Annotated in this window: 8 protein-coding genes; 3 read left to right on the top strand and 5 right to left on the bottom strand. The window is 45.9% G+C overall.

The features are described from left to right. Window positions 1-2: 2 nt before the first annotated feature. The 4 genes from FWE23_04595 to FWE23_04580 all read right to left on the bottom strand — a co-directional run bounded on the left by FWE23_04595 (window position 3) and on the right by FWE23_04580 (window position 23,077). A complete protein-coding gene (locus tag FWE23_04595) occupies window positions 3-1,022 on the bottom strand; it encodes a hypothetical protein (GenBank protein MCL2844715.1) in 1,020 nt (339 codons plus the stop codon). Further along, a complete protein-coding gene (locus FWE23_04590) occupies window positions 1,022-22,213 on the bottom strand; it encodes a YDG domain-containing protein (GenBank protein MCL2844714.1) in 21,192 nt (7,063 codons plus the stop codon). Before FWE23_04590 ends, FWE23_04595 begins: the two co-directional genes overlap by 1 nt. A 322-nt stretch (window positions 22,214-22,535) precedes the next feature. Then, window positions 22,536-22,808 carry a Txe/YoeB family addiction module toxin gene (locus tag FWE23_04585; protein MCL2844713.1) on the bottom strand — a complete coding sequence of 91 codons (273 nt, stop codon included), beginning with the start codon at window positions 22,806-22,808 and terminating at the stop codon, window positions 22,536-22,538. Then, complete coding sequence (locus tag FWE23_04580) at window positions 22,808-23,077, bottom strand: hypothetical protein (GenBank protein MCL2844712.1); 270 nt, start codon at window positions 23,075-23,077, stop codon at window positions 22,808-22,810. The genes FWE23_04585 and FWE23_04580 overlap by 1 nt, the downstream gene beginning before the upstream one ends. A 177-nt stretch (window positions 23,078-23,254) precedes the next feature. On the opposite strand from FWE23_04580, the gene FWE23_04575 reads away from it, so the two are divergent. Genes FWE23_04575 through FWE23_04565 form a run of 3 tightly spaced genes read left to right on the top strand, consistent with a single transcriptional unit; the run spans window position 23,255 to window position 24,706 of the window. Then, entirely contained in the window at window positions 23,255-23,473 is a 219-nt protein-coding gene (locus FWE23_04575; protein MCL2844711.1) for a hypothetical protein, read from the top strand. A 3-nt stretch (window positions 23,474-23,476) separates the two neighbouring features. Continuing rightward, entirely contained in the window at window positions 23,477-23,653 is a 177-nt protein-coding gene (locus FWE23_04570; GenBank protein ID MCL2844710.1) for a hypothetical protein, read from the top strand. 9 nt (window positions 23,654-23,662) lie between these two features. Then, window positions 23,663-24,706, top strand: a complete 1,044-nt coding sequence (locus FWE23_04565; GenBank protein ID MCL2844709.1) for a glycosyltransferase — start codon at window positions 23,663-23,665, stop codon at window positions 24,704-24,706. Window positions 24,707-24,725: 19 nt separating this feature from the next. On the opposite strand, the gene FWE23_04560 is transcribed toward FWE23_04565, so the two are convergent. Further along, a complete protein-coding gene (locus tag FWE23_04560) occupies window positions 24,726-25,472 on the bottom strand; it encodes a glycosyltransferase (protein MCL2844708.1) in 747 nt (248 codons plus the stop codon). Window positions 25,473-25,480 lie beyond the last annotated feature (8 nt).

Below are 25,480 nucleotides of genomic sequence, written 5' to 3'. Positions count from 1 at the left end.
AATCACTCCCCTCCCGTCGCGTTTGCACTGCGTCTTCTTTTAAAGGTGTATCCTATGCTGACACTGTAAACGGCGTTAAATTCTCTTTTCCACTCAACTCTCGATGGTTCGCGATAGTACCAGACAGGGTTTTCCTTAAATCCGAACAGTACTCTGTTGGTGAGGTCAAAATTTCTTACATCGCCCGAAAGTATTTTCCAGAAAATGCCGCCGAATGCGCGATTATTGCCCATTGTTCGGTTTCGGACGGGATGATTGTCTATTTTATTGCCGTCTTCGGTAAAAGTTATCAAATACCGCACGTTCAGATAACCGCCGCTTATTCCCGCTATATGCCGCATATTTTTATCGTATCCTATTACTCGTCTGCCTAAATTAAGCATTCCGCCGTAATACACACCGCCGCCGCTGAGTTCGGCGGCAAAATAAAGTCCGTGATTGTAGAGTGTGCCGAGTTCAAAAGTTAATCCCGCGCCCATAACCGAAGTTCCCGCGACAAATTCGGGACGCACCGAGAATAAAAGCGGGGCTAAATCAGGCTGAAGTTGGGTGGGCGCAACAAGACGTGTCGCTAAGTGCAATGTGTCTCTAACATTTACGATTGTATCGACTTGCACTACCTCATCTTCACCGACAAGTTGCTCGCCTTCACGCTCTTCCACCGTAAATTCATAACCAAGCGGCGTTAAATAGGTTCTTCCGAAGTTTTGCGCCTGAGACCTTAAATCGAAGGCGCCTATGCGAATGGCAAAAAATGTGCCGATTTTCGTCGGGAGCGGGTCTTGCACCCACACATAATAAGCAGGGCTTCCACCTTGCTGAAATCTTGCGACTATATGCTGTGCCAGATGACGGCTGTCAACGTAAAAAAGTTGAACGGCGAAACGTCCGTGCTGTGAAAAAACTGCTGTCCGAACATCAGGAACCTGCGACACAAGGTTATTTTGCGCTAAAGCCGCCTGAGGTAAAAAACAAACAATTAAAAAACACAAACACTGCAAATTTTTCATAATCTTAATCATTATCTTCTAACTCCTATTCTTGCCGAATACTGATGTATTTTGCCGCTTTCGCCACGTACCTGAACCACAATTAAATATGTGCCGTTTGCAACCATTCTTCCTGACTTGTTGGACAAATTCCAAACAGTCTTAATTTCATAATGCTCGTCGCCGAATACAGGTTTTTTGCTCGACTTCTTGGAGCTGTCAAACAAAAGATTACCCGTTGCGTCAAAAATTCCAATCCTTGCCTTTGAGACTTCGGGAACAATAACTCTTATAATCGCCGAATCTCTGACTACCGCGTTTTCAAGCACTATGCCGTATCTTTCGCCGTCGCAGGCTTCGCGAGCGTCGCGATTTTGCGATGGATCGTAGCAATTATTGCCATTGAGTTGCGCTATTAAACGGACTACCTCATTTACGACACTGCAAAGAGTACAAAGTCTTACTCTTTCCATCATCCCCGGAAGTTCGCAAGTTGCAGGTTTAATTACAGACCAATCACTCCAATCGCTCCAAACGTGAATACACGGCAGGTTGTAGCAATTATCGCCGTTGAGTTGCGCTATTAAACGGGTAGATTCGTTAACGATAGCGCAATGAACGCACACTCTTGCCCTTGTCATCATTCCGGGAGCGTCGCAACTTGCAGGAGTTATGATGTCCCAATCGCTCCAATCGCCCCAAACGTGAATGCACGGCGCAGTATCTATTATTTCAAATGTAGCGGCATCGTCCGCCAATACAAGTTCGTAGTTGCTTCCCGCGCTTAATGTACCGAGCACAAATTCGTAATCTCCTATCGCCTCGCCTTCAACACGTTCGAGCGCGCCCGTAAATGTGTCATTTCCGATTAAAGCAGGACTGTGCGTAAAGGTAAATATCGGGTCGTCCTCGCCAAATTCTTTGCTTTGGTCTGCGTCGGGAGTAATCGTTATTTGCAACGGAAGTATTTCAAATGTTATGGTTGTATCACCGCTGAAGCCGCCAATGCCCGTTATAGTTATCTCTACGGTGCCGACATTTACATTAGCGCTGAAGGCAACTGCAAAATCTACACCTTCAACGAGAGACAGCCCCTTGCGGCTTACTTCAACCGTCGGAGTTATCGCCAAGCCTGTAAACACGTGGGCGGCAATATCGGCAATCTCTATGCTTCCGTCGGAAATATCCAAACCTTTGATTTCAAAAGTTTCGGGGTCGTTAACCATAACGATTGTATAATTCGCACCCGCAACAGCCTGCAAATTACCCAAAGTGAACGCATAAATACCGACAGTTTCACCATCTGCGCGACCCAACCGAGCGTTTGCCGCAAAATTGATTTCGTCTGCCGCAACAACCAAAGTCGGATTGTGCGTAAAGGTAAATATCGGGTCTTCATCACCAAACAATTTGTTTTGGTCTGCGTCGGGGGTAATTACTATCTCAAACGGAACGATTTCAAAGCTTGTAGTTGTAGTGCCGCTGAAACCGCCAATGCCCGTTATAGTTATCTCTACGGTGCCGACATTTATGTTGGGGCTGAATGCAACGGTGAAATCAACGCCTTCGACAAGAGCCGTACCGTTTCGGCTGAGTTCTATAGTCGGAGTTATCGCCAAGCCCGTAAACACGTGGGCGGCAATATCTGCTACAATTATACTTCCGTCGGAAATATCCAAACCTGTAATTGCAAAGGTGGCGGGATTGTCAACCATAACGATTGCATAATTGTTGCCTGCGGTCGCCTGCAAATTGCCCAAAGTAAATGCGTAAGTGCCGACTGTTTCGCCTGTTGCGCGTTCCAAGCGAGCGTTTGTCGCAAAATCGGTTTCGTCTGCGCCACCATTACCGCGCAAAATCGGAGCGTGCGTAAAGGTAAACACTGCAGGGTCTGCATCGCCAAGAACTTTGCTTTGGTCAACGTCAGGAGTGATTACGATTTCCAACGGAACTATATTAAATGTTATAGTCGTATCACCGCTGAAACCGCCGATACCCGTTATCATTACCGAGACAATGCCGACATTTACGTTTGCACCGAAACTTACGCTGAAATCAACACCTTCTTCAAGAGAGAGACCCTTGCGGCTTATTTCAACCGTCGGGGTTATCGCCAAACCCGTAAACACTTGGTCGGCAATGTCTTCAATCTCTATGCTCGCGTCGGAAATATCCAAACCGTTAATTGCAAAGGTGGCAGGAGCGGCAACCATTACAATATTATAGTTATCGCCAGCAATTACTTGCAAATTACCCAAGATAAACGCGTGTGTGCCCACTGTTTCGCCTGCAACACGAGCCAAACGAGCATTTGCCGTAAAATTGGTTACGTCTGCGCCAAACAAAATCGGAGCGTGCGCAAATGTAAACTCTGTCGGGTCATCGTCGCCAAACAATTTCTCTTGACCCGCGTCAGGAGTTATTACTATATCCAACGGAACTATTTTAAATGTTGTAGTAGTTGTTCCGCTGAAACCGTTTATACCGTTTATCGTTATAATTACAATACCGACATTCACGTTATCAGCACTGAAACTTACGGTAAAGTCCAAACCTTCAACAAGAGCAGTGCCGTTTCGACTGAGCTCTAATATCGGAGTTATCGGCAAGCTCGTAAACGGTTGGTCATCAATAGAAGCAATCACTATGCTTCCGTCGCCAATATCCAAGCCTTTGATTTCAAAAGTTTCGGCATTGGCATACATTACGATTTCATAATTGGAACCTGCAATACTTTGCAAATTATTCAATGTGAATTCATAAGTACCGATTGTTTCACCGCTCTCACGATCCAAGTAAGCGTAATCAACAAAATTGGTTTCGTCGGCACCAATTAAGGCAGGGTTGTGTGTAAATGTAAACACAGCAGGCTCTGCGTCGCCAAGAACTTTATATTGGTCTGCGTCGGGGGTTATTGTTATCACCAACGGAACAATTTCAAATGTAGTTGTTCTCGTTCCACTGAAACCGACAACACCGCCGACATTACCTGCACCGCTTATCGTTATCGTTACTGTGCCGACGTCCACATTTGCGCTGAAGCTTACTGTGAAATCAACATCTTTAACAAGAGGCGTACCGTTTCGGCTGATAACTACAGTAGGCTCTATCGCCAAGCCCGTAAATGTTTCGTCGGCAATAGGTTCAACAATTATATTCGGGTCATTTATATCCAAGCCGCGAATTTCAAATGTTTCAGGATTGCCGACCATTACGATTTTATAATTATCACCTGCTACATCTTGCAAATTACCCAAAGCAAATGCGTGAGTTCCCACTGTTTCGCCTGCAATGCGAGCCAAACGAGCATTGGTTTTAAAATCGGTTTCGTCCGCACCAAACAAAGCAGGAGCGTGGTCAAACGTAAACTCTGAAGGCTCAGGGTCGCCAAATTCTTTGTGTTGTCCCGCGTCGGGAGTTATCACTATTTCAAAAGGAATAACATTTACAGTTAAAGTTTTGATAATTGCGCTGTAATTTCCGCTTGGGTGTATAAATGTCGCTTCGTGTTCACGATTGCCGACATTGCCTACAAGGTCTGTAGGTATCACCCATTCCCATCCGTCATAAGAACCGGTGAAAGTAATTACTGACAACTGATCGTGGAAAACTGCTGTCAAGCCTGTCGGTATCGTAAATTGGTCGCCTTCTTGCGGTACCGCTTTCTCAATAGTAAAGTCGATATCTCTATACAATACCAACGAAGCGCCCGCATTCCAGTAGTGATTTCCGTCAACTGTTACGCGGATAGTATGTGTACCTGCGGCAGTAGCGGTGCCGTTGGTGTGAGCATTGGCACTTTGACCTGCTTCGGTATAACCTACTCCGCCGTTTACTGTTGTTATACCTACTTGCGGGGTGCTGTTATAAGTTAAACCTGTTATGGCGACGGGAACATAGATTGACTTGCGGGTTATAGCAAACGTTATTCCCGTAGTAATCGTTATGTTATAATTATTACCGCTGTTGCCATCGTTGATTTCAAGGTCGCCTCGCAAAATATTATAAGGTGAATCACCAACAGTCTCACCGAGGACACGGCTCAAAGCACCCGTAAACGCATCGCCGCCGACCAAAGCAGGCGGAACAGGGGTTTGGGCGGAAAGCGGAGCGCCGACTTCATACGTATATGTTAGCACAGGGTCGGTTTCGCCGAAAATCTTACTTATTAACGCATCAGGAGTTATTATTATCGGACGAGCGGTAATATTTGCGGTAGTTGTGTTTATTGTTTGTATCGTGTAATTGCCCGACGCGGTTCCAGAAAGCGTAAACCCTGTAGCTGTCACGGTTTTTGCTGTGCCGACGTTTCTGTTGTCAAATGTCGCCGTGCCGCCGACTACTTCTACATCATTTTCGTCGCCCGCCACCAAGCCCAAAAAAACACTGCGGGTCAATATCGTCGCAGATGTGTTGCCGTCATAAATTTTCTCGTCCGCAGTAAATTCGACAGTCAGCGGTCTTGCGGTAATATTAACCGTAATACCTGTAGGTTGAGTTAATATGTAATTGCCGGCGCTACTTCCCGTAAGTGTAATATTTGTTGTTACGGCTTTATTGTCTCCTACATTTTTGTTTGACACAGTTCCGTTGCCGGGCGTGAAACCGATGAAGTCCGCAATGTTGCCGACATAGAACGTAGGATTGACAAGACCTTGCAGTGTACCGCCTGTTAGAGCAACAACATCCGTACCATCATAATTACGATTAATTGCATTCACACCTGTTATTGTAAGCGGTCTTTGATTAACCGTAATTGTAGCCACGTCGGAAGTTTTGGGAGCCGCTCCCAAACCTGCGCTGACAACAACGTAATAGAAATATGTCCCGACCACAGTGTTTGGCGGTATGATAAAATTTGCAGAATTAGTACCGACAGGAGTTTGCGTACCTGTTCGGTAGATGTTTTCGGAGCGATACCACTGATAACTTATTGTTGCCGCCGTATTATTGACTGTCGCCGCAACGCTCAAAAGATTGGCAGGGTGAGTATCTCCATACGTAACCGTTCTGTTTACCGGTTGCGTGCCGATAGTAATTTCCGGAGCTGTAGTCGCGCCAAACTTGTATGTCAATGTCGCGGTAAAGCCGTCCGGGGCTATACTTATACTTGTTGCGGTTTCTCCGTTAATTTCTACAATACCATCTAAGCCGTTTTCAAACGTAAAGTTTGCATTTAATCTTTGAAGCACAACACTTACAGTATATTCTTCGCCGCCGACAAACGGATTATCCGCCGGAGTCCAACTTACGCTTGCTACGGTGAAATGCTCGTCGCCGTCATATTCGTCGCTTTCGCTATTTTCAATAGTATAGGCATCGCTCGGCGCTACGCCTGTTGCAGGTGCAGTCACCGTAATTTTTGCAAGACGGATAGTATCAGGAATTATTTCAACGCCTGTTTTAGTCGCAGTTGTCGAGGTAAGCTCATAATAACTTGCGTGTGTACCGCCAAGCGCAAGTCCCGCAAATGTAACTGTTCTTGAACCTGCATCAGCATTATTGAATGACGAAGGCGGATTGGCGCTGTTGAAACTGACAGTAACAATATGAGCGGCATTTTTCCACTGCACAGGAATATCAGGCGTTATGAGCACTATTCCGACCACATTTGTATTACCGTCGAAAACTTTGCCGCTGTATGTTATATCGTCGCCCATAATGGTTATAGGCTGTACAATGGTCAGCGTAATAGCGGACGTTGCCGGAGCGACGTTAATGCCGTCCATTACAAATGTCTCGCCGAACGGATTATACGATACGGTTAAAGTGTGCGTTCCTGTCGCCAAAGTATTCAGATAATCTGCGGTAAACGTAATTACGCCGCTCGCATTTACAGAGAATTGCGCCGATGTCAATGAAGTTGCGTCGTTCGCAATTCCTGCAACCGTGTTGCCGTTCAATGTTATCGCAACGCTTCTTTCACTGTCGGGAGTAGTCGCGCCTCTTACGTGTCTTATGTTTGCGGTAGCAGGAGGCGCAGCGTCCGTATAAACGACAATTCCGTCAGAGCCGATAATGCTAACGTTTCCTGCAACATCCGTAATTCTGGCGTATATGAAACCTTTCCAATTAGCGGACAAATTAACGCTTGTTCCATCTGTCCAAGTAAGTGCATTCCAACCCAAAGTTATTTGTGTTTCGGATGTGTGGAACTCAATTTTTGCCACACCCGAAGCGTTTGTTCCCAACGGAGCAAGATTATCCGTTGCGTTTATGGTTGCGGTAGCCGTATTTTTTAAGAAATACTTAAATTCACCGTCTGTATAGGTAATATCCGTTGCATCTATTGTAATAGTAGCGCTCGGGTCAGTTTTGTCTATTTTGTAAGTCTCGGTCGCCTCAGCGGAAATCGCGCCGTCTGAAGTTCTTCTTACAAAGAACGATATACTGCCGTTGTGGGTTTCTGCGCTACGAGTTAAGGTATTAGACCAAGCGGTATTATCGGCAGTATTTGTCAAACTGAGTTGATAACCTGTTCTCGCAGTAATCACAAAATCGGTATTTATCCAGCCGTTCGCATTCGGTTCTGTTATGCTGTAATGCCAAGGAGCAGGCGCCTCAAGCGGTCCCTTGATTGGAGAAAAGCCCGCTGTGATAATACCTCTTATATTCGTCGGCTGAGTTATTGTGTAATTGCCCGGAGTTGCGGGATTTGTTGTGCCGGGCGTCATTCCGAATGCACCGCTGAAAGTAATCGCCTTATCCGTTCCAACCTCTGCGTTATTATACGTCGCCGTAACACCTGCAACATTTACATTTGCAGTTTCGCCGTTCACAAGACCTGTAAACGTAAGATTGCTTAAGCAGGTCGCCAAAACCGCATTAGTTCCGTCGAACGGCTTACTGATGTTAAAGCCGCTGATTGTAATTACTGCAGGCTTTATTTCAAACACAATATTGCTCGGATTTGCAAAATTAAGCGCAAAATTATCACCTGCGGACAAGCCGTTCGGAGCAGTTCCAAGTCCTGTAAACAAATAGTTCGCGGCTCTTACGTTTTCACCCGCTTCGCGCGCAATTCCGCCTGTAAAAGTCATTGCTATAGTTTGAGTAATATTCAGAGTAGAAGACCAGTCCGCTGTGAAATGATCATCGACAGTTCCAAATGTCGGTTCGGTTTCGCCGTAAGTTTTGTTCAGTCCCGCTTTAGGCGTTATTGTCACAGGAAGCGGTTTGATTTCAAAAGTAACGGGCGTTGTATGCAAGCTAAGCGTGTAGTTGCTTCCTGCCGCCGAACTTTGAATATTGACAAAGCGATAGTTTGCAGCTCTTACGTTTTCGCCCGTTTCACGACTAAACGGCACTGTGTTGCCGATTGCCGCAGTAAAATTGCCGGAAAGTCCTGCGGGCGTGTTTGGAATATCGGACGCAAACGTAAACGTCGGATCTGCCTGCCCGAATATTTTTTCTTGATTGCTCGCGGGAGTTATCACCACAGGTAGCGGCTCAATTGTGAATTTCACTACTCGCGTGCCGCTGAAATTGTTGCGCAGCGTTATAGTAAGCGTTGGCGCTGTTGTAGCGGTTGCCAAAGCAGCGTTTATATTGTTCGAGAACTCAAAACTAAAGTCGTAGGTATCCGCAACCGTCGCTGTCGGCGAAGCGGCTGTTCCTGTTAATTCTTCGCCATCAAGTTTAACTGTAAACGTTGGGCGGTGCGGTTCGCTGTTAAATATAAACGGCGCACCGAGCCAAGCCACTTCTATTTCATCGCCGACATCTATTTCGTCCACCGTTAAAGTCGCGGGAGTTGTGGGAGCTCTCAAATCGTCGGGATCGTTGGAATTTGCCGTGTGCGTGTGCCAGTTAAGCACAAGCGGTTGATCGTCGTGTATGGTTTTTATAAGCGACATTCCGTCATAAACACTTTCGCCGCCGATGTTTGCTATCGTTATATTATTGGCGGCAAAATTCGCAGGAACAATATCGGTGATATACGTCCCGTCGTTGAAAGTTATGCGCGCCGTAAATCCTGCGAGGTCGAGTTCGTCGCCGTGGTCGTAAGACATAATTGTCGGAAGCGAGACTATTTCAATCTTACTTTCGCCGTCTGTGGCTGTGCGGGCACCGGTCTCAGTAAATGTGCGCGATATGGTAATGCTGTTGCCGGCATCGCCTGCAACAGTTCCCGAAATATATGTAATACCTGCCGCACTGCCGTTAATCTGTGTGTTAGTTGTAGCATTAAATGTAAAATTAGCGCCCGCGGTAAGCGTAACGGTAGCAGTATATATAACGCCGCCTCTGAACATATTCGTCGGACTTAATTCGGGTGTCCACACTATAGGAGTTGCAACAGACACGCCGCTGAAAACAAAACTGTTCGCAGGAGTTATGCCGTCTATTGTTGCCGCGTTAGACGCTTTGTCGCCAACTAAAGGAACAGTTGCATTAGTTGCGGAATTTTCAACATTTATGCTTGCCATTATCCGCGCCAAAGTTATCGGAGCAGGGCTTACTTGCACGTTTACAGGAGACGTCGGCGAACTGAAATTGACAAGGTCGTCCGGCACAAATCTTAAAGTATGCGTTTGCTGTCCAACTTCGCCAACCGCTGTTGCGTTTGCATCAGCTGTTATCCACACAATCGGCGTAGCATTGGGATTTTCCGGCACCACCCAAACAAATGTTCCGGGAGCAACGCTTGTACCGTTGCCGGGAAGCGAAACGTTAGAGAGGTTTTGCAAGTAAACTGCTGTTAAATCAGTGGGGAAAACTACTTCCGGGTCTGCTTTACCAACCACAAAAGTCGCCTCTACGGTCTGAGCCGCAATGTCGTGCGAACCGCCCGAAATCGTTATTGTTGCGATATGGGTTCCATACCCCAAAGCCATAGCCGGTTGAACGCTTATAGTGCCGGATTGACCAGCGCCTGCCGCTACCGAGAATGTTGCCGGAGTTCCAGGAGCGGGCGTTATTACAAACAAATCTGCGGGCAATACGGTTATATCCAAATTACCTGTCGCTCCCGTTCCGGTGTTTGTTACCGTAATAAGCTGCGCTTGCGGCACTGTTGCCGAAGTATAACCGAAAGGACGCTCGCCGAAATCAAGCAAAGCAGGCGCAACCGTCATTCCGTATGTAAGCGTAGCCGGGAAAGTAAACGAAAGCGTAACTCTGTTGCCGGCGTTTCCGATTACAGGAGAAGCCATTGTTGTAAAATCGGAAGGAATTGCCGTTTGTCCGTTTATTTCCCACACAAACGAAGCGTCGTTTACAAATACGAAATCCGATGCCGCTTCCAATACAACTTGCACGGTATAAACGCCGCCGCGAGAGAATATATTGCCTGCAGGAACAGGCGACCACGAAACTGAATGCACCGAATAATTAGTAATGCCGCTCGGCACGTCTGCCGTCTGACTGCGGATAGAATCGCTCATCGGCGCGACAACGCCTATAACTCTTACCGGATTTATTGCCGTCGGAGTAATAGTAAAGACTTCCTCCGCCAAGGTTATATCATAGTTGTCGCCGTTGTTGCCGTCGTTTATTGCAAGCGTGCCTATATCAATATTGTAGCGATTAACAGCGGTACCCGGCGCGCGAGTTAATGCTGTTCCGGTCTCAAACGCATCGGGAGAAATTAACGCAGGAGAAACAGTAAATGTTATTGCAGGATCTGTCGCAGTTCCGAACTCTTTACCTTGATTTGCATCGGGGGTTATCGTTATCGGTTTTTTAGTGATACCTGCTGTAGTTATTGCCACCGGAGTCGGAATACCGACGGTTAGACCGTCCCAAACTTGTTCAATGCTGTAATTTACAGACCCCGTACCGCTGAGTGATACCGCGCTGATATTTATTGTGGTTGTTCCCGCATTTCTGCTTGTGTAAACTGCGGTGGCGGTTGCACTGACATCGTCGGGACTTACCACGCCGTCGAGAGTTATTTCTACGCCGACCGCGTCAACTCCGCCGTCATACACTTTGGTATGGCGAACAGAGGTAATGCTTATAGGTTTTGCTGTGATACCTGCTGTAGTTATTGCCACCGGGGTCGGAACACCTACGTTTCCGCTCCAAGTACCCGCAATGCTGTAATTTCCTGCTTGCGCGCCGGTTAGAGTGATACCCGTAAGATTCATTGCAACGGTACCCGCGTTTCGACTTGTATAGTTCGCAGTGGTTGCGGTTGCACTGACTTCATCTGTTCCCAATATACCGTCAAAGATTATCTCCACTCCTGTTGCGGTGGTGCTTCCATCGAATACTTTGGTATGGCGAACTGACTGGATTGTAAGTTCCCGCGCGGTAATGTTTGCTGTGGTTGTCGCAGTCGCAGAAGCGTTTGTTATTGAATAGTTATTTGCTATCGCCGCATTTGCATCAGAGGGAGCTATTAACGAAAGCCCGCTGACCGTTACGGTTTTACCTGTACCGACACTCGCGTTGTCAAAAGTCGCCGAAGTGTGAGTAATTGTCGGCGCGGGAGTAGAAATAAAGTTCGGAGTTGCGCTCAGTGTAATCGTAGCATTTGTATTTCCGTCGTATTCTTTATTGCTTGCCGTTGCCGTTATTGCAATATTTTTTGCGGCGATAGTCAAATTATTTGTATTTACTCTGATTGTCGCGCTGTTATCAAATATCACTGCAATTGAAGTGTTATTATGCGTATGGCGTATGAGTTGAATATCGTCTGCAACATCTGTTGTTATATTATTAGCGCCAAAATCGGCAAAAGCAACAACTCTGCTTGTGCCGTCGTCGTAATGAAGTTCCGCTTTAAGCTCCGACAAATTAAGTTTATCGCCGTGAGTGTAAGATAAATTCGGTTGCGTTTCAACGGTAATACTCGTAACGGTAGCTGTACCTGTAGCGGCAATTGCACGCGCAAGCTTTATAGTGCCGTCGCCGGTGCGAGCAACCGTTGCAGTTTCACCGTTAATCGTTCCCGTAATAACCGTCGGCAACGCAGGGAAAATATGATTTTTATTAGCCGAAAGCGTAACACTCACGGTATAAGTTTCGCCGGCTCTGAACGGGTTGTGAGTGGGACTCCAAGTCGCTCCTGCAGGTGTCACACCGTAAGTGCTTCCAACCGCATTAGCCGTGCTCTGCGGAGCCTGAGCAACTTCCGGTTCAACAACGTCAATAACTGCAACAGATGTAATCGGCGCCGCAGTAATTGTAAACACAGGAACATCTGTCCCCGTCGCCAATGTGAGATCGTAATTAGTTCCCCAAGACAAATTATCCCTAATAAAAGGATACGCACCAACGTCATTATTGGTATTGTCATAACGATTGAGACCACCCGTTTGGGTATTACCCGCAATAATGGTTTCGCTCGGAGTAAATGCAAAAGGCAACGGATCCGCTTCGCCGTACACTTTAGTTGCCGCGTGCGGCGTAATAGTTACCGGACGACGAGTAATATTTCCCGAAGTATTATTAGTGGACGCAGGCGCAGTATAATTATGCGCACGACTTCCAGCAATAGCATAAGTAATGGTTATCGTATTTGCGTCAAGCACATTGTTCACGTCAGGCGAAGCAAAGGTCGCCGTCGCCGTAAGTCGAACGCCGACTACGTCTGCCGCCACGGTCGCTTGGTCGGTATATTGAACGTCGCCTAATCTCAATTCGGCGCTGATGTCTCCGTGTACCGTTATTACCGCAGCATCGTTTCCGTCATAGGTTTTTGACTGCGTTACCGTAGTTCCCGCAACCGTAAGCGGTCTCGGATTTATGGTTATAGTTGCAGGATTTGAACGCTGTGCAGTCGCCCCCAAAGTAGCGCGGACTTCTACAAAGAAGAAATGCGTACCGGGTGTTCCGTCCAAATTAACTTCGAGCGTATCGGGAATTGCAAATGTTGCTGATGTCGCGCCCAAAATCGCTGTTCCGCCGACACTACTTGCAGTTGTGTTCCAAAACCATTGATAACTGCGCTCTGCGCCGCCGTCAACCGTTGCAACAACTCCCAAAGTGTCTGTCGCTGTTATACCTCCGTAAGTAAGCTGACGAGATGTAGGATGTGTTTCTATCGATATAACCGCACCCGCTGTCTGTACAAATTCTATCGCAACCGTGGCGGTTCGCAACAACGGCGTTCCCGACGGGGTAATCGAAGCTCCGTTTGTAGCAACTCCCGACAAATCCGCGTGTGTTATTGCAACATCGCTTGCAAATACGTGGTTGTTATCTGCCGTAAGCGTTATGCTTCCTGCTGTATAAGACGTATTCGACAAGAACGAAGTATGCGCAGGCGACCAAGTAATTGCGCTTGCAGGAATATTTATAGTACCGCCGGTAACCGTTCCCGTTGCTGTAGGCGCGGCAGCTACGGGGGTTGCGTCTCTTACAGGTTGAGTAATTCCGCTTATTGCCACACTTGTAATTACGCGGGGAGTAATACCAATCGAACCGCCCGTTGTCGGAGAAATAAGAGAGAAATTATTCCAAGTCTGACCTATGGTATAGTTGCCCTCTGCGGTTCCGCCAAGTGTTATAGCGCTTACATTTATTGTGGTTGTGGCAGCATCAACGGAGGTATAAACGGCGGTATAAGTTGCTACATTTACCACTTCACCCGAAACTACGCCGGTATTTGTTGTAGTGTTATAATCCGCAAACGTAAACACTACATTGGTAGCGCCGATAGTATTGCCGCCGTCAAATTCACGGGTATGAGCGGCGCTGTACAGTATAAGTCCACGTTTAGCAACCGTCAAATCGCTTGTTGAAGCCGTAAAATTACCCGTTGCAGGCGAAGGACGCGGTATGGATACTACAAGAGGATAATCATCGTGAAGCAAGTGAACCAAACGCTCCGGAGTTGCTAAATTTACATTTGCTCCGTTTATGCTTAACGTAATATTGCTGTCGGCAAAATTTGTAAGAGAAACAAGAGCGGCGGTGCCGTCGTCGTAGCTGAGCGTTGCTGAAAGATCGGTAAGATCAAGGAACTCGCCGTGAACATAGCTCATCTTAGTCGGAGGTGTTGTGATGGCAATACCGGCAAGCGTGCGAGAATCCGTAGTACTGAATTTATACGAAAACGTTATTGTGCGGGCAACGTCATCACGAGAAACAGGCGTCGCAGCTTCTCCGTTTATTGTCGCCGAAACGCTTGAAGCAAAAATATGGTTGTCATTTGCTTGAAACGTAACGCTCACGGTATAAGCTTCTCCGCCTTGGAACGGATTGTGAGCAGGATCCCAAGTAGCTCCCGCCGAAGTCACGGTATAAGTATTTTCAACGCGATTTGCCGCATTGCTCGGCGCAACCGCAACAACAGGAGGCACAACGCCCGTAACGCCAACCGCGGTAATTGGCGCAGGTTTCACATTTACAGATACATTCCGCACGACAGCCGTACCGTTCCAACCTGCAACGCCAGCTGCCCAATTTATATTAGCCGCCCCCAAAGCATTTGGTGTAAAACTCATCGCAAACGACTGATTATCGCCTACATTAGGTGTATGGGTAGCAGCATCGCTTCGCACCCAAGCAAAGTCTCCGTAATTTTCGCCGATTGCCCCCGAAAGCACTGCCGTACCAAGCGCCGCCGGATAAGTAATGTCTCCCGCTGTCGGGAAACGCAAAACCACGTTAGCTGGGTGGGTAGGATTATTTATGTCTATTACATCGTCTCCATTAGGATTACTTCCGCCGCCTACTTGCATTTTCTCTATAGTGAAATTCGCTGTTTTTGAACCGCTGTAATTTCCTGTTGTTGTCGCTGTAATGGTAACACTTCCGATATCCGTTCCCACTACTATGTTAGCGCCGTGAGAAACATCGAAGTCGCTTGACGCAATAATATTGGTAAGCGTTCCGCCTACATCAACATTATCGGTTACCGTCGGCGCAGGCGTATGTTGCGCTCCTGTATATCTTACGGAAGATATTGTGGCAATATCGGCAAGTGCAATATCCCGCTGGATCATTTTCGGATCTTTGCTAAGCGTTACTCCCGTAGAGGATACAAACGTGAAATTTCCGTCGGGGGCAGGGGTAAATTCAGTCAAATCTCCGACGTTTCGAACTGGACTCCAAGAGCCCGGCACAGTCAAGGCAGGAGAAGTACCAAAAGTTACCGCTCCACCCAGTGGTGTTTGCAGCGCGCCGTTAAAGGTAAACGCGCCGAAAGCGGCAACGGTGAGAGCATCAGGGTCGTCAATAACAATTGCCTCTACCTCAAAAATAACATCAAATTTCTCGGAAATATTGTTGGTTGTGTTGCTGACAGTGACTGTCGCAGTATATTTTCCCACCGAAAGTCCGTGATTCGGAACTACCGTAAATGTTGGCGTACCGTCGGCGGCAATACTCGAAATTGTCAGAGTAGACAATGTAAAACTGCTTGCGCCTGTGCCGCTCAATTCAACCGTCAAATCATCTGTCGGCAAATTACCCAAGTTGGTAATTGTTATGCTTAACGGCGTTATCGGAGCATAGTTGAAATCCTCTTTACCGAAATCGTGAGGCGAAAGCAGCGAGGTCTGTGTGGTTTGCGTAAGCGAAATTCCTCTCCAACCTGCCCAGAATTCGCGCGGGGCAGTAATATTGTTTACAGGGAATGTTACTCTGTTCGCATTTGCTAAATCTGAATTGCTGAACCAAGCGACAAATTCACAGCCCGTTCTCGCTGTCGCGGTCTCACCTGCTGCTATATTGCCGTTGTGTTCAACTGTCGTTGTAGTAATAACTGCAGGCGAAGTTGCTGCATTGTTATGATTCCAAGTTATAGTGTGATTATTCAGAGCAAAATTCGCAGTCACGGCAACTGCATTCGTCGGCATACCAAATGTCAGCGGACTTGCGGTAAGTGCTGCTTCCGCAAGAGGTGGTGTTATTCCCGTAACAGTCCAGTTTACAAATCTATAGTTTGCATTCGGTGTCGCAGTTATATTGACAGAATAATCGGCAATATAAGCCCCCGCCGCCGTACCACCGACAGTGCCGTTTGAACCCGCTGCTGTCACCGTAAGGTTGTAAAGACGTGTCCACTTCGCCCAAAGCTTGGTTGCTGCAGTTACGTTTTGTATCGGGAATGTTATCTCAGTACCTGTCATCGCCGAATTACCAAACCAACCGTCAAAACGGTAAGTACCGTGTGTATGGGCAGTTTTCGTAATATTCGCAGGTGCGGCTATTGTGCCGTTGTGATCGACCGTGGCTTGCGTCGGCGCAGGAGTTCCGCCGTCGTAGTGCCAAGTTACTGAGTGCTCGTGAGAGAATGTTGCCGTAATGGTTATTATTCCCGCATCCGCGTGAGCCCGATCCACAGTATAAGGAGATATTCCCGAACCCGCTGCAGAAACTTGGCTGATTCCTAATTCCACGGGTGTGTAAGTAATACGATTATGCAAAGTACCGAGATTCGCCAATACATAATTGAAATTGACTGTTGCGCCGTGTGCCGCCCAATTGTTCATATTTCCCGTTGTCTCGAAGAAAACGTCATCGGTTTCTATGTTGCCCGTTCTCTCCAATCTTATGGTAAACGGAACAGCACCTGTCGGAGTCGAATTTGCAGAGCCGCTGTGATTCCCTCCCTCAACTGCTGTGGCTATTACCACTATTTGTTTTTCGACATCGCTGCCTTTAATTACGTATGTAGCACCTGCGCCCAAAGCCGTACCCGTCGGATCTCCCGAAACGTCTGCGTGGAACCATTCAAAAGTAAACGTAGTTCCCGTATGGGTAGCCATATTTGCCGTTAATGTCTCGCCTATACGCACTGTTCCCAAAATTGTGGGTGTGCCTATTGATGCCTGAGTAATTTCCGCATTTGCAAAGAATGGCTGAGTATTTTCCGTGCCTGTACCGTTGTTTGGCGGCAAATAGTTGCCTGCAGCAGCACCTTCAATCCCCCAACCTGTCGCTGTTATCGCGTGAGTTGCGGGTGCTGAGTCGGCAAAGTTCAATTCTCCGACTCTGACGGTTACGGCATCGCTGAGAACAATTTCCGACAAAGACGGCGAATTTAGGTGGGTAGCAGTAGTATTTCCGTCAAACGGTTTCGGATTGGCTGTTGCACGATTTGTTTCACTTCCGACATTCCAAGTCAATTGTTTTTGACTTACTGTCAAATTATTCGTAATTGCAGTAAAAAATTGCCCTGCATTACCGGGATTCGGCACACTAAGAGTAATCGGCTTATCGTGGTGCGCGTTCGCCGCCGGATGCGCGCGAATAAGCGGAGTGCCGTTCTCAATATCTGTAGTTATGTTGTCCGCGGCAAAAGCGGAAAGTGCGACATTTCGAGTTGTGCCGTCGTTGTAAGTAAGCCTTGCTATAAGTCCCGTAAGAGCAAGTTCATCGCCGTGGGTGTAAGTCAATCTTGCCGGTTGTGCGTGAACGGCAATGCTTGCAAGAGTAGCCTCGCCTGTTGGTGTAGTAAAATTATACGAAAGCGTAACGGTGTTGCCTGTATTGGCGGAAACAGTCGCATTATGCTCGTTAATCGTTGCTGTGGTTAAGCCTGTAAATGTGTGATTTGTCCCCGCCCGTGTAAGCACAACGGTAACGGAGTAAGTTTGACCGCCTTGGAACGGATTATGGTTCGGGTTCCAAGTTTCTGTGGTTACACTGAAATTGCTTGCATCGGCACCTGTCGGCGTTGCAGTACCACGCGCCACCGCAACCGCAGGAGTGGTAACATCGACTGCTGGATTTATAATAGCAGGATTTACCGTAAGCGTTGCGTTTTCAAATTCAAAGCTATAATTTGCAGCCGAAAGACTGCCTGCTCCAATAGTAATAGTATAACCGCCGACATTGCTTGCAGATGTACGAGTGGTAGTTATTAACGGAGTACCCGTAAGCGCGCCATCTTTGTATGCTTGATTATCGTTAATAAAGCCGCTTGCCGACCAAGTAGTAATCGGATTGGGATTTGCCGCACCGAAAACAACGCTGTTGTCGGCGGCAGTAATAGTAAGCACAGCGCGATCTACCGTTATCTTAACATTGCTGTTTACTGTTGCGTAATTTGAACTTGTCGGAACAAATCTTATCGGAAAATCATGGCTATTGCTTTGCGCAACCGTCGGTAAAGTCGTAGGATCAACAAATTCAAATTCTCCCGCAACCAAAGCCGAGCCGCCCGCAAGTGAAATACTGCCGAGCGTTTCTCCGTAAGTCAGCGATAAACCTGTAGGGAAAGTTACGGTCGTCGGATCTGCCGGGTTAATTGTAAACGTTCCGGACGCCGTTCCCGTAAAGTTTCCTGTTCCCTCAACAGTGAAACCCGCCAAAGACGCGGGAGGGTTAGAAGCATTAGTATTATCAGTATGCGCAGTAACACTGAATGGTCGTGGAGTTGCCGCCAATAACGGATTAAACTCAAAACCGCTAACAAGCGGGTCAAGGGTCACCGTAATATTTGTTGGCGCAATCGTATGAGCAGAGCCGTTAAAAGTCGGATTAAAAGTAGTAGATACCGTCGCTCCTGAAATATCTCTGCGATTTACAGTCAATGTTCCGGGAACAAACGTAATATTATAATTAGTAGAGGTTAACCCGGAAACAGTAATTGAGGGGGTGCCCACATTGTCGCCTCTTTGATAAGTTGTAGCAATATTTGCAGTGCCGCCCAAAACAGCCCGAGTTTCGTTATTCACAAAACTGCTGAATGTCAAATTCTCCACAGTCCAAGTCGGCACGGGATCGCCGAAAGTTATTGTTTCGCTTGGAGCGGTTATTGTAAGCGGCGCACGCTCAATAGTCCACGACAATACAACATTTCCGCCAACCAAATCTGTTGTACCACCCGCCCATTCAAAGTTAGCAGGATCGTTTAATGTTGCCGTAACAGTGTGATTGCCGGCATTTGTCTGAGTTTGGGTAGTCAAGCTGTAACGCGCAGAATGTTCAGTATTTGCCAAAATAACCGTTTGCGACAAACCCGTGAATGTAAATGTTTGCCCTGTAGCAATGGTCGGTCTTGTCACTACCGCTTTTGCAACAGTAACCGTAGCCACATTAGAAGCAAGGGTTACAACACGCGTTCCTACAGTAGATGTCGCCGTAACAACAACATAAAAATAGTGTTGCCCTGCGATAAGATTTGTCGGTATGTTAAGCGTTGTTCCCGTCGCATCCAAAATCGGTGTACCGCCCGTATTGCTGTTCGTTGTATTTCTGAACCACTGGTAAGTTAAATCAGCGGCACCATTAGCCGTCGCCCCTACAGTCAAACTGCTTGTTATAGCTCCAAAAATAACCGGTGTAGCAGAAGCAGGTTGCGGATTTATAGTAATACCGAGGTCTGCCGTCCGTACCGACAACGCCGTAGAAGCCAACGACACAGAGTTTTTTTCAGTGTTCGCTTTATATCGCGCAAAGAAGAAATATTCGGTATTAGGCGCTAAGCCGTCAAAAGTCAATCCGTCTTGCCAACTTGTCGGAGGAGTAGCAGCAGAATTGCTAATACCGTATTCAAGAACAAGCGACATAGGCGTTGCTGTGTGGGGCGCGTTTAACGGCACAATAATCGTAATTGAATTGGGATTATCGGAAATATGGTGCGGCGTACTGCTCGAGCTATGTCTTGGCACAGGTGGCGCATTCGGCGCAAAAAGAGTAATCGCTCCCGTTATACCCGTCGGTTGTGTAATTATATAGTTTGCTGAATTTGCAGTACCACCCGTCATTGTAAAATTGCCGCTGAAAGTAATCGGATGTGCAGGGTTAACAAGATTTCCGCCGTATGTTGCTGTAACCACTGTAGAAGCGACATTTGCCGTTTCACTGTTTTGAAGCCCGTTTTCACCTCCGACTGTAAATACAAGCGTACCAAATCCTCCTACAATCGTGTTTAATCCGTCAAATTGCTTGGTAATATTAAAACCGCTGATAGTCAAAGGACGTCGAGCAATATTAAATGTTTGAGTTCTTTCTCCGCCTGCATAATTCCCAATTCCCGTAATTGTTATGGTTGCATTTCCCGCAGCTGTATTATTAGTATAAGCCGAAGTAAAATCCGTATTCCGCTCCAACGTTCTCTGCGTTCCGTCTATGGTTGCCGTAACGGTATAAGTCGGCGTTAGAGCAACGCCTGTGTAAGTATGCGTACTTGAAACATTTATGGCAATGGCCACAGAAGCGTCGTTTATAGGTCTGGCGGAAACCGTCAACGTTCCGTTTGCGGGAGTAAACCTATAGTTAGTAGCCGCCAAGTCTGATACATTCGGAGTTATATTATAAGTTCCCACTGGACTACCCGCTGAATACGCCAAGCCACCAACAGTATTTGCAGTAGTAAACACCGTCTGCAACAAAGGGTGTCCTGTCAGACCTATATTGTCAATATTATGCCCCGTTGCAAATCCCGTAATTTCAACAGTGAAATTATTAGGAAGAGCCGCACCGAATTGTATGTTATGGCTACTCGCCGTAACCGTAAGTTCTCGCGTCGCAATGCTCCACGGTATGTTCCGCGCCTGCGTACGATTATCGCCACTGTTCCACTGATGGTTAGCGTCCAAAGTAGCTGTAGCGCTATGATTACCTGCATTTGTTGCCGTATTTCCTGTAAGAGAAAATTCTGTACCTGTATTAACACCCGTTTGCACAGCGTTATTAAAAATAAGTCCCGTATTAGCCGTCGGAGGAGCGATTTCTTTGCGGGCGATAGTAAAGGTATTCATCGCTTCGTGTGAGTTATGATTTGTAGTTTGCGGAAAAACCGCGCGAACTTCATAATCACCTGCGGCAGTTGTAGTACTTATATTAGTGGCATTCCACGGCAACCATTCGGTAGTCCCAACTCTTCTGAATGTAATTACGGGAGTTCCTGTATAACTCTGCGGCGTTCCGGCTACTTGCGGACGAGTTTGAATATTATCAAGCACATCACCAAAAGTCCAACCTGCAACACTGACAGTTCCCGAACCTGTTGCTCGCGTTATTTCCCAAGTAATTGTAATATCGCCTGTTCCACCACCGTCCCACTGGCGACAATCAGGGACAGCCATAGGAGAGGTCAAAGAAATTGTAGTAGTATGAGCTCCCACCGCACTTGAGGTTGTAGTTCCGCTTACCGCATAATGATATTCCCAATTCGGCTGATTATGAGTTATCTCCACCGTATGAGAGCTACCAAAAGGAAACGTCTGATTTGCCGCAAAAGTCGGTCTGGCTACAGATGTCGGAGGAAGCTGTAGAAGAGGCGCACCAACCACTTCTGTCTGCCTTCCCCTGGGAGTTGTTCCGCAATTTACTAATGTACAATATCTCGCACTGACATTACCCCCCGGAGCAGTACAAGTAGCAGGAGTATGCACAGGAGCTCCCCACTCTCCCCAAACGTGTCCGCAAGGCAAATTTCCTCTTATTCCAAATATTTGTAAAAACGGAAAGCCATCATTTATTCCCGAATTTCTTGCCCAAGCATCTGGATTGTCAAGAGCAAAATCCCAATTAGGGAAACTACTGTTAGGCAAGTTTCGCATATCAGCATCTGCCCTAAATTCCCCAGTCCCGCCAGCCAAATTGGCACTATTATGATAACTATGAGTAACTGTACCACCAACGCTATTTCCTATTAATCCGCCCATATCACCTACACCTACATGCAAAGTTGAGCCGGGGCTTAAAGTCACCGTTGCATTGGCGTAACTATTAAGAATTGGTCCCGCACTTTGTCCTACCAATCCGCCAATGCCCGACACCCAATCGCCCGCACCACCTATACTTCTAACTGCTCCCTCAAAAAAACTATTATTAATTGAGCCTGCGTTATTCCCAACCAATCCACCAGCCCAAGTACTACCTATTATATTTCCATTTGTAATAAAACATCCTACAATATGAGCCCCACCCAAAGCATCTCCAACTAATCCACCGAGCTCAGAATTCCCACTAACAGCAACATTATTAAGCCCAAGATTTTCTACTCTTCCACCATTACCTAAAATACCAAAAAAGCCTATCTGTCTATCACCTATAATATTAACATTATGGACAATATGACCGTTGCCGTTAAACGTACCTGTAAATGTAGGAATTGGCGTCCAAGGATTATGAGTAGTAGCAAGATTTATGTTAGCCCCAAGCACAAAATGCCCACTTGTATGATTTCGCACTTGATTTAATTGGTCTGCAGTCATTATTATCCAAGGAGCGGAAGAAGAAGGACTAGCACCTGTTCCCCACGGAACTGCATTGGCAGGAACCGCTGGAAACTGCCCGAATACAGGAAAGACACCTGCCAAAATGACAAGCGTTAATAAGAACGTGTGTAATTTCAAACCGAGTTTTTTCATTACAATGCCCACTTTCCTAAGGTTAGAGCCGCCAAAACACCATTTGCAGAAAACTGCAAAACCTCTTAAAACCCCGTCAACCCTCGTACATAATATAGGTTATATCCTGAAAAAATCAAGAGGAAAATAAGATTTTAAGTATTTTTTAATGAAATTAAGAAATTTTTTCCGTGTTTTCGGCAATTATTGCCTGCCAAAAGAACGGGCGCGCGTAAAACTTCGCGGGTTTTTGCGGAAGAGGCGACGAAAGTCCGTCTTGGGGAGTGTTTTGTGGGGGTTTTGGGGGATTATTTTCTACAGAAGCGTTGATTTTTTGTTTATGTTATTCGTAATGCCCTTTTGCCGAAACAACTATTATGCTTATTATATTTGCTTCAATAGCATAAATAAGCCGATGCTCTCCGCTTATCCTGCGAGACCACAAGCCGGATTTGTTAAATTTCAAGCGTTCCGGTTTTCCTGTTCCGCTTTCGGGGTGGATTTGTAATTCCGATAACAAACTTTCTATTTTTCTTACGATTGCTTTATTTCCGCTTCTTTCGTGTTCAGCAATATCTTTTTTTGCTTTTTCGTCAAGCAATACAATGTATTTCATTATGCGCGGCACCTTGCAAAAATCGCTTGTAATTCGCTGTCATCAAGAGGTACGTGTTTTGCAGTTCCGTTTTCCAACGCATTAACCCTTTTTACGACCTCCGAATAATTTTCGGGAATATCCCACCAAGGGTCATTACTCGGACTTGGGTTTTTGTAGTTTACGGCAAGTCTTTTTCTTTGACGGCGGACAACTATGCCTAATTGTCTTGCTACTTTTATTACAAGCTGTAAGTTATTTTTATTCTCTGTTTCCAATACTGCTACCAAAACCACCTCCTTTTTAAACAGTAAAATAATATTTGCGAAAAAGTAAAGATTAAAGAAATGATGATTATAGTGCTTTTTAGCAAAAAAACATTCTTTTTCCGTTATTTATTTTGGAGAAAAGGTATTTTATGGTTTCAGGGAGGACTGATAACGGAAACAACGGAGAAGATGATTTATATGAAGAGTTTTAGCAGTGTGTTTTTTAATGACCTTGCGCTGTTTTTTTATGGTGCTACAGGGTTTATAGGCGCGGGTGTAATTGCAGGCAGGGTTTTTCCCAGTATGTTTAATTACACGATTTCAGACGCAGATTTTCGCATCGGAATTATTTTCTTTGCTTTTTTTGCGGTTTTGGGTGTATTTTTTAGATTTTTATCGAATTCAATCAGGAGGTAATTTATGGAATTTTTTTCGGAGATGTGGGCGTCTATGACAACGGGAATGTGGTCGGGGGCGTTTGCTGTTCTTATTGTGCTTACAACTATGGGATTTTTAGGTATCCTGATAGCGCCTAAACTTGACAAAATTATCGAAGCAAAGCATTTAGCAAACAGCGGCGGACTGCAAACAGCGTAGAAAAATCAAATGGCGAAAAAAATATATTTAGCTAATATCAACTCTTCGGGGATTGTTTGCGGGGGACTTGCCACGCAGGCTAAAAAGACGCTGTCGGCTTGCCGCGAAATCGGGTTGCCCGTCGAAATATATAACACTTGGGAGACTTTAAAACCGCAAGAAGTCGGGGCGTTTCATCTTTTTTCGTCGGCTTTTGAATTATTCGACCTTTCGCGCACGCTTTACCAAAGAAATATTCCGCAGCTACTTTCGTCTATTTTTTACACCCGCCATCCTGCGTGGAAAATTGCAGGTATTCGCACAATTACAAAATTTATTTCGCGTTTTGATAAAGGAACAAATTCGGTTTTCGATTACGATTGCGCAATTATGAAAAACGCCGACTTGGTAATGCCAAATACAAGCGCAGAATTACAACAAATTCAGCAATTATTCAAAATCCCCGACAACAAAATAACGGTCGTTCCAAACGGCGTGGACAAAAAATTCGCAAGCGCAACCCCCGATTTATTCAAGAAAAAATACGGCGACGACAACATAATTCTGTCGGTCACAATGCTCGGACCCGAACGCAAAAACGGACTAAATCTCATAAAAGCGCTCGGAAAAATCGACCATCCGTCGTATATTATCGGCTCGTTTCACACCGAAAGCGATTACGGAAAACAGTGCAAAACCGAATTGGAGAAATATCCGCAGATAAAATACATAGGAATGATGGATCACGAAGACCCGATGCTTGCAAGCGCATACGCGGCGGCAAAGGTTTTTGCGCTCCCCTCGTGGCTCGAAACACCCGGACTTGCAAGTATGGAAGCGGCTTTGGCGGGCGCCGAAGTCATAACAACAGCCGTAGGCGGCACCAAAGATTATTTTTGCGAAAATGCAATTTACATAGACCCATATTCCGTAAATTCCATTGCCGACGGAATAACAACCGCGCTAAACCGCAACGGCAACGAGCAAAAAAAGATGAAAGAATTTATTCTGAATAACTTTTTATGGGAAAAAGTCGCCGAGAAATACAGCGAAATTTACAGGAAATATTTGTAAGATAACCGCTCGCATTTCCTCAAAAAAACTGCTCAACTTTTGAGAAATTTTTATAAAACAATGCGCTGAAACTTCCGATATTGTATTTTTTGAACGTTCTTAAATTCTCTCTGCTTTTGCAAATAATATTAGAAATGCTTCGATTTGTCATTCCGCCCGCTCGCATTTTATAAGAAATAAAATGTAAATATTTAAGATTGGCGCCGGTAGAAAATATTCGCAACATAAAATCATAATCTGCCGCTATTTTATAGGAAGTATCAAAATCTCCGAGCTTTTCGTATATTGATTTTCGCAAAAACACAGTCGGGTGAGGCGGCATCCATCCCTTTTTCAATAAGTCGGGACAAAAATCACAACTTTCCCAATGCCTGAAAATTTTATTTGTATCTTTTTTTTGAACATAAACCAAATCGGTATAAACTCCGTCTGTAGAAATATCCGAAAAATGCTCGGATATTTTAGATACGACATCTTTATCGGCATACAAATCGTCCGAATGCAGGATACCGATAATGTCGCCCGAAGCAAGTTTAACGCCTTTATTCAGAGCATCATACACTCCGCTGTCGGGTTCCGAAATAATTTTCATATTTTTATTTTCATACTTTTTTACAATGTCAATTGTTTTATCTGTGCTTAATCCATCGACAATTATATGTTCAATGTTTTTATATGACTGCATTGAAACAGATGCTAATGTATCTGAAATAGTTTTTGCGCCGTTAAAAACAGGCGTAATTATCGAAATTTTCGGACAATCCATTCAACACA

The organism is Chitinivibrionia bacterium (assembly GCA_009779925.1).
In the GTDB taxonomy this organism is placed as follows: domain Bacteria; phylum Fibrobacterota; class Chitinivibrionia; order Chitinivibrionales; family Chitinivibrionaceae; genus WRFX01.
The sequence above is the reverse complement of the archived record's forward strand: the minus strand, read 5'-3'. Positions and strand labels throughout refer to the sequence as shown.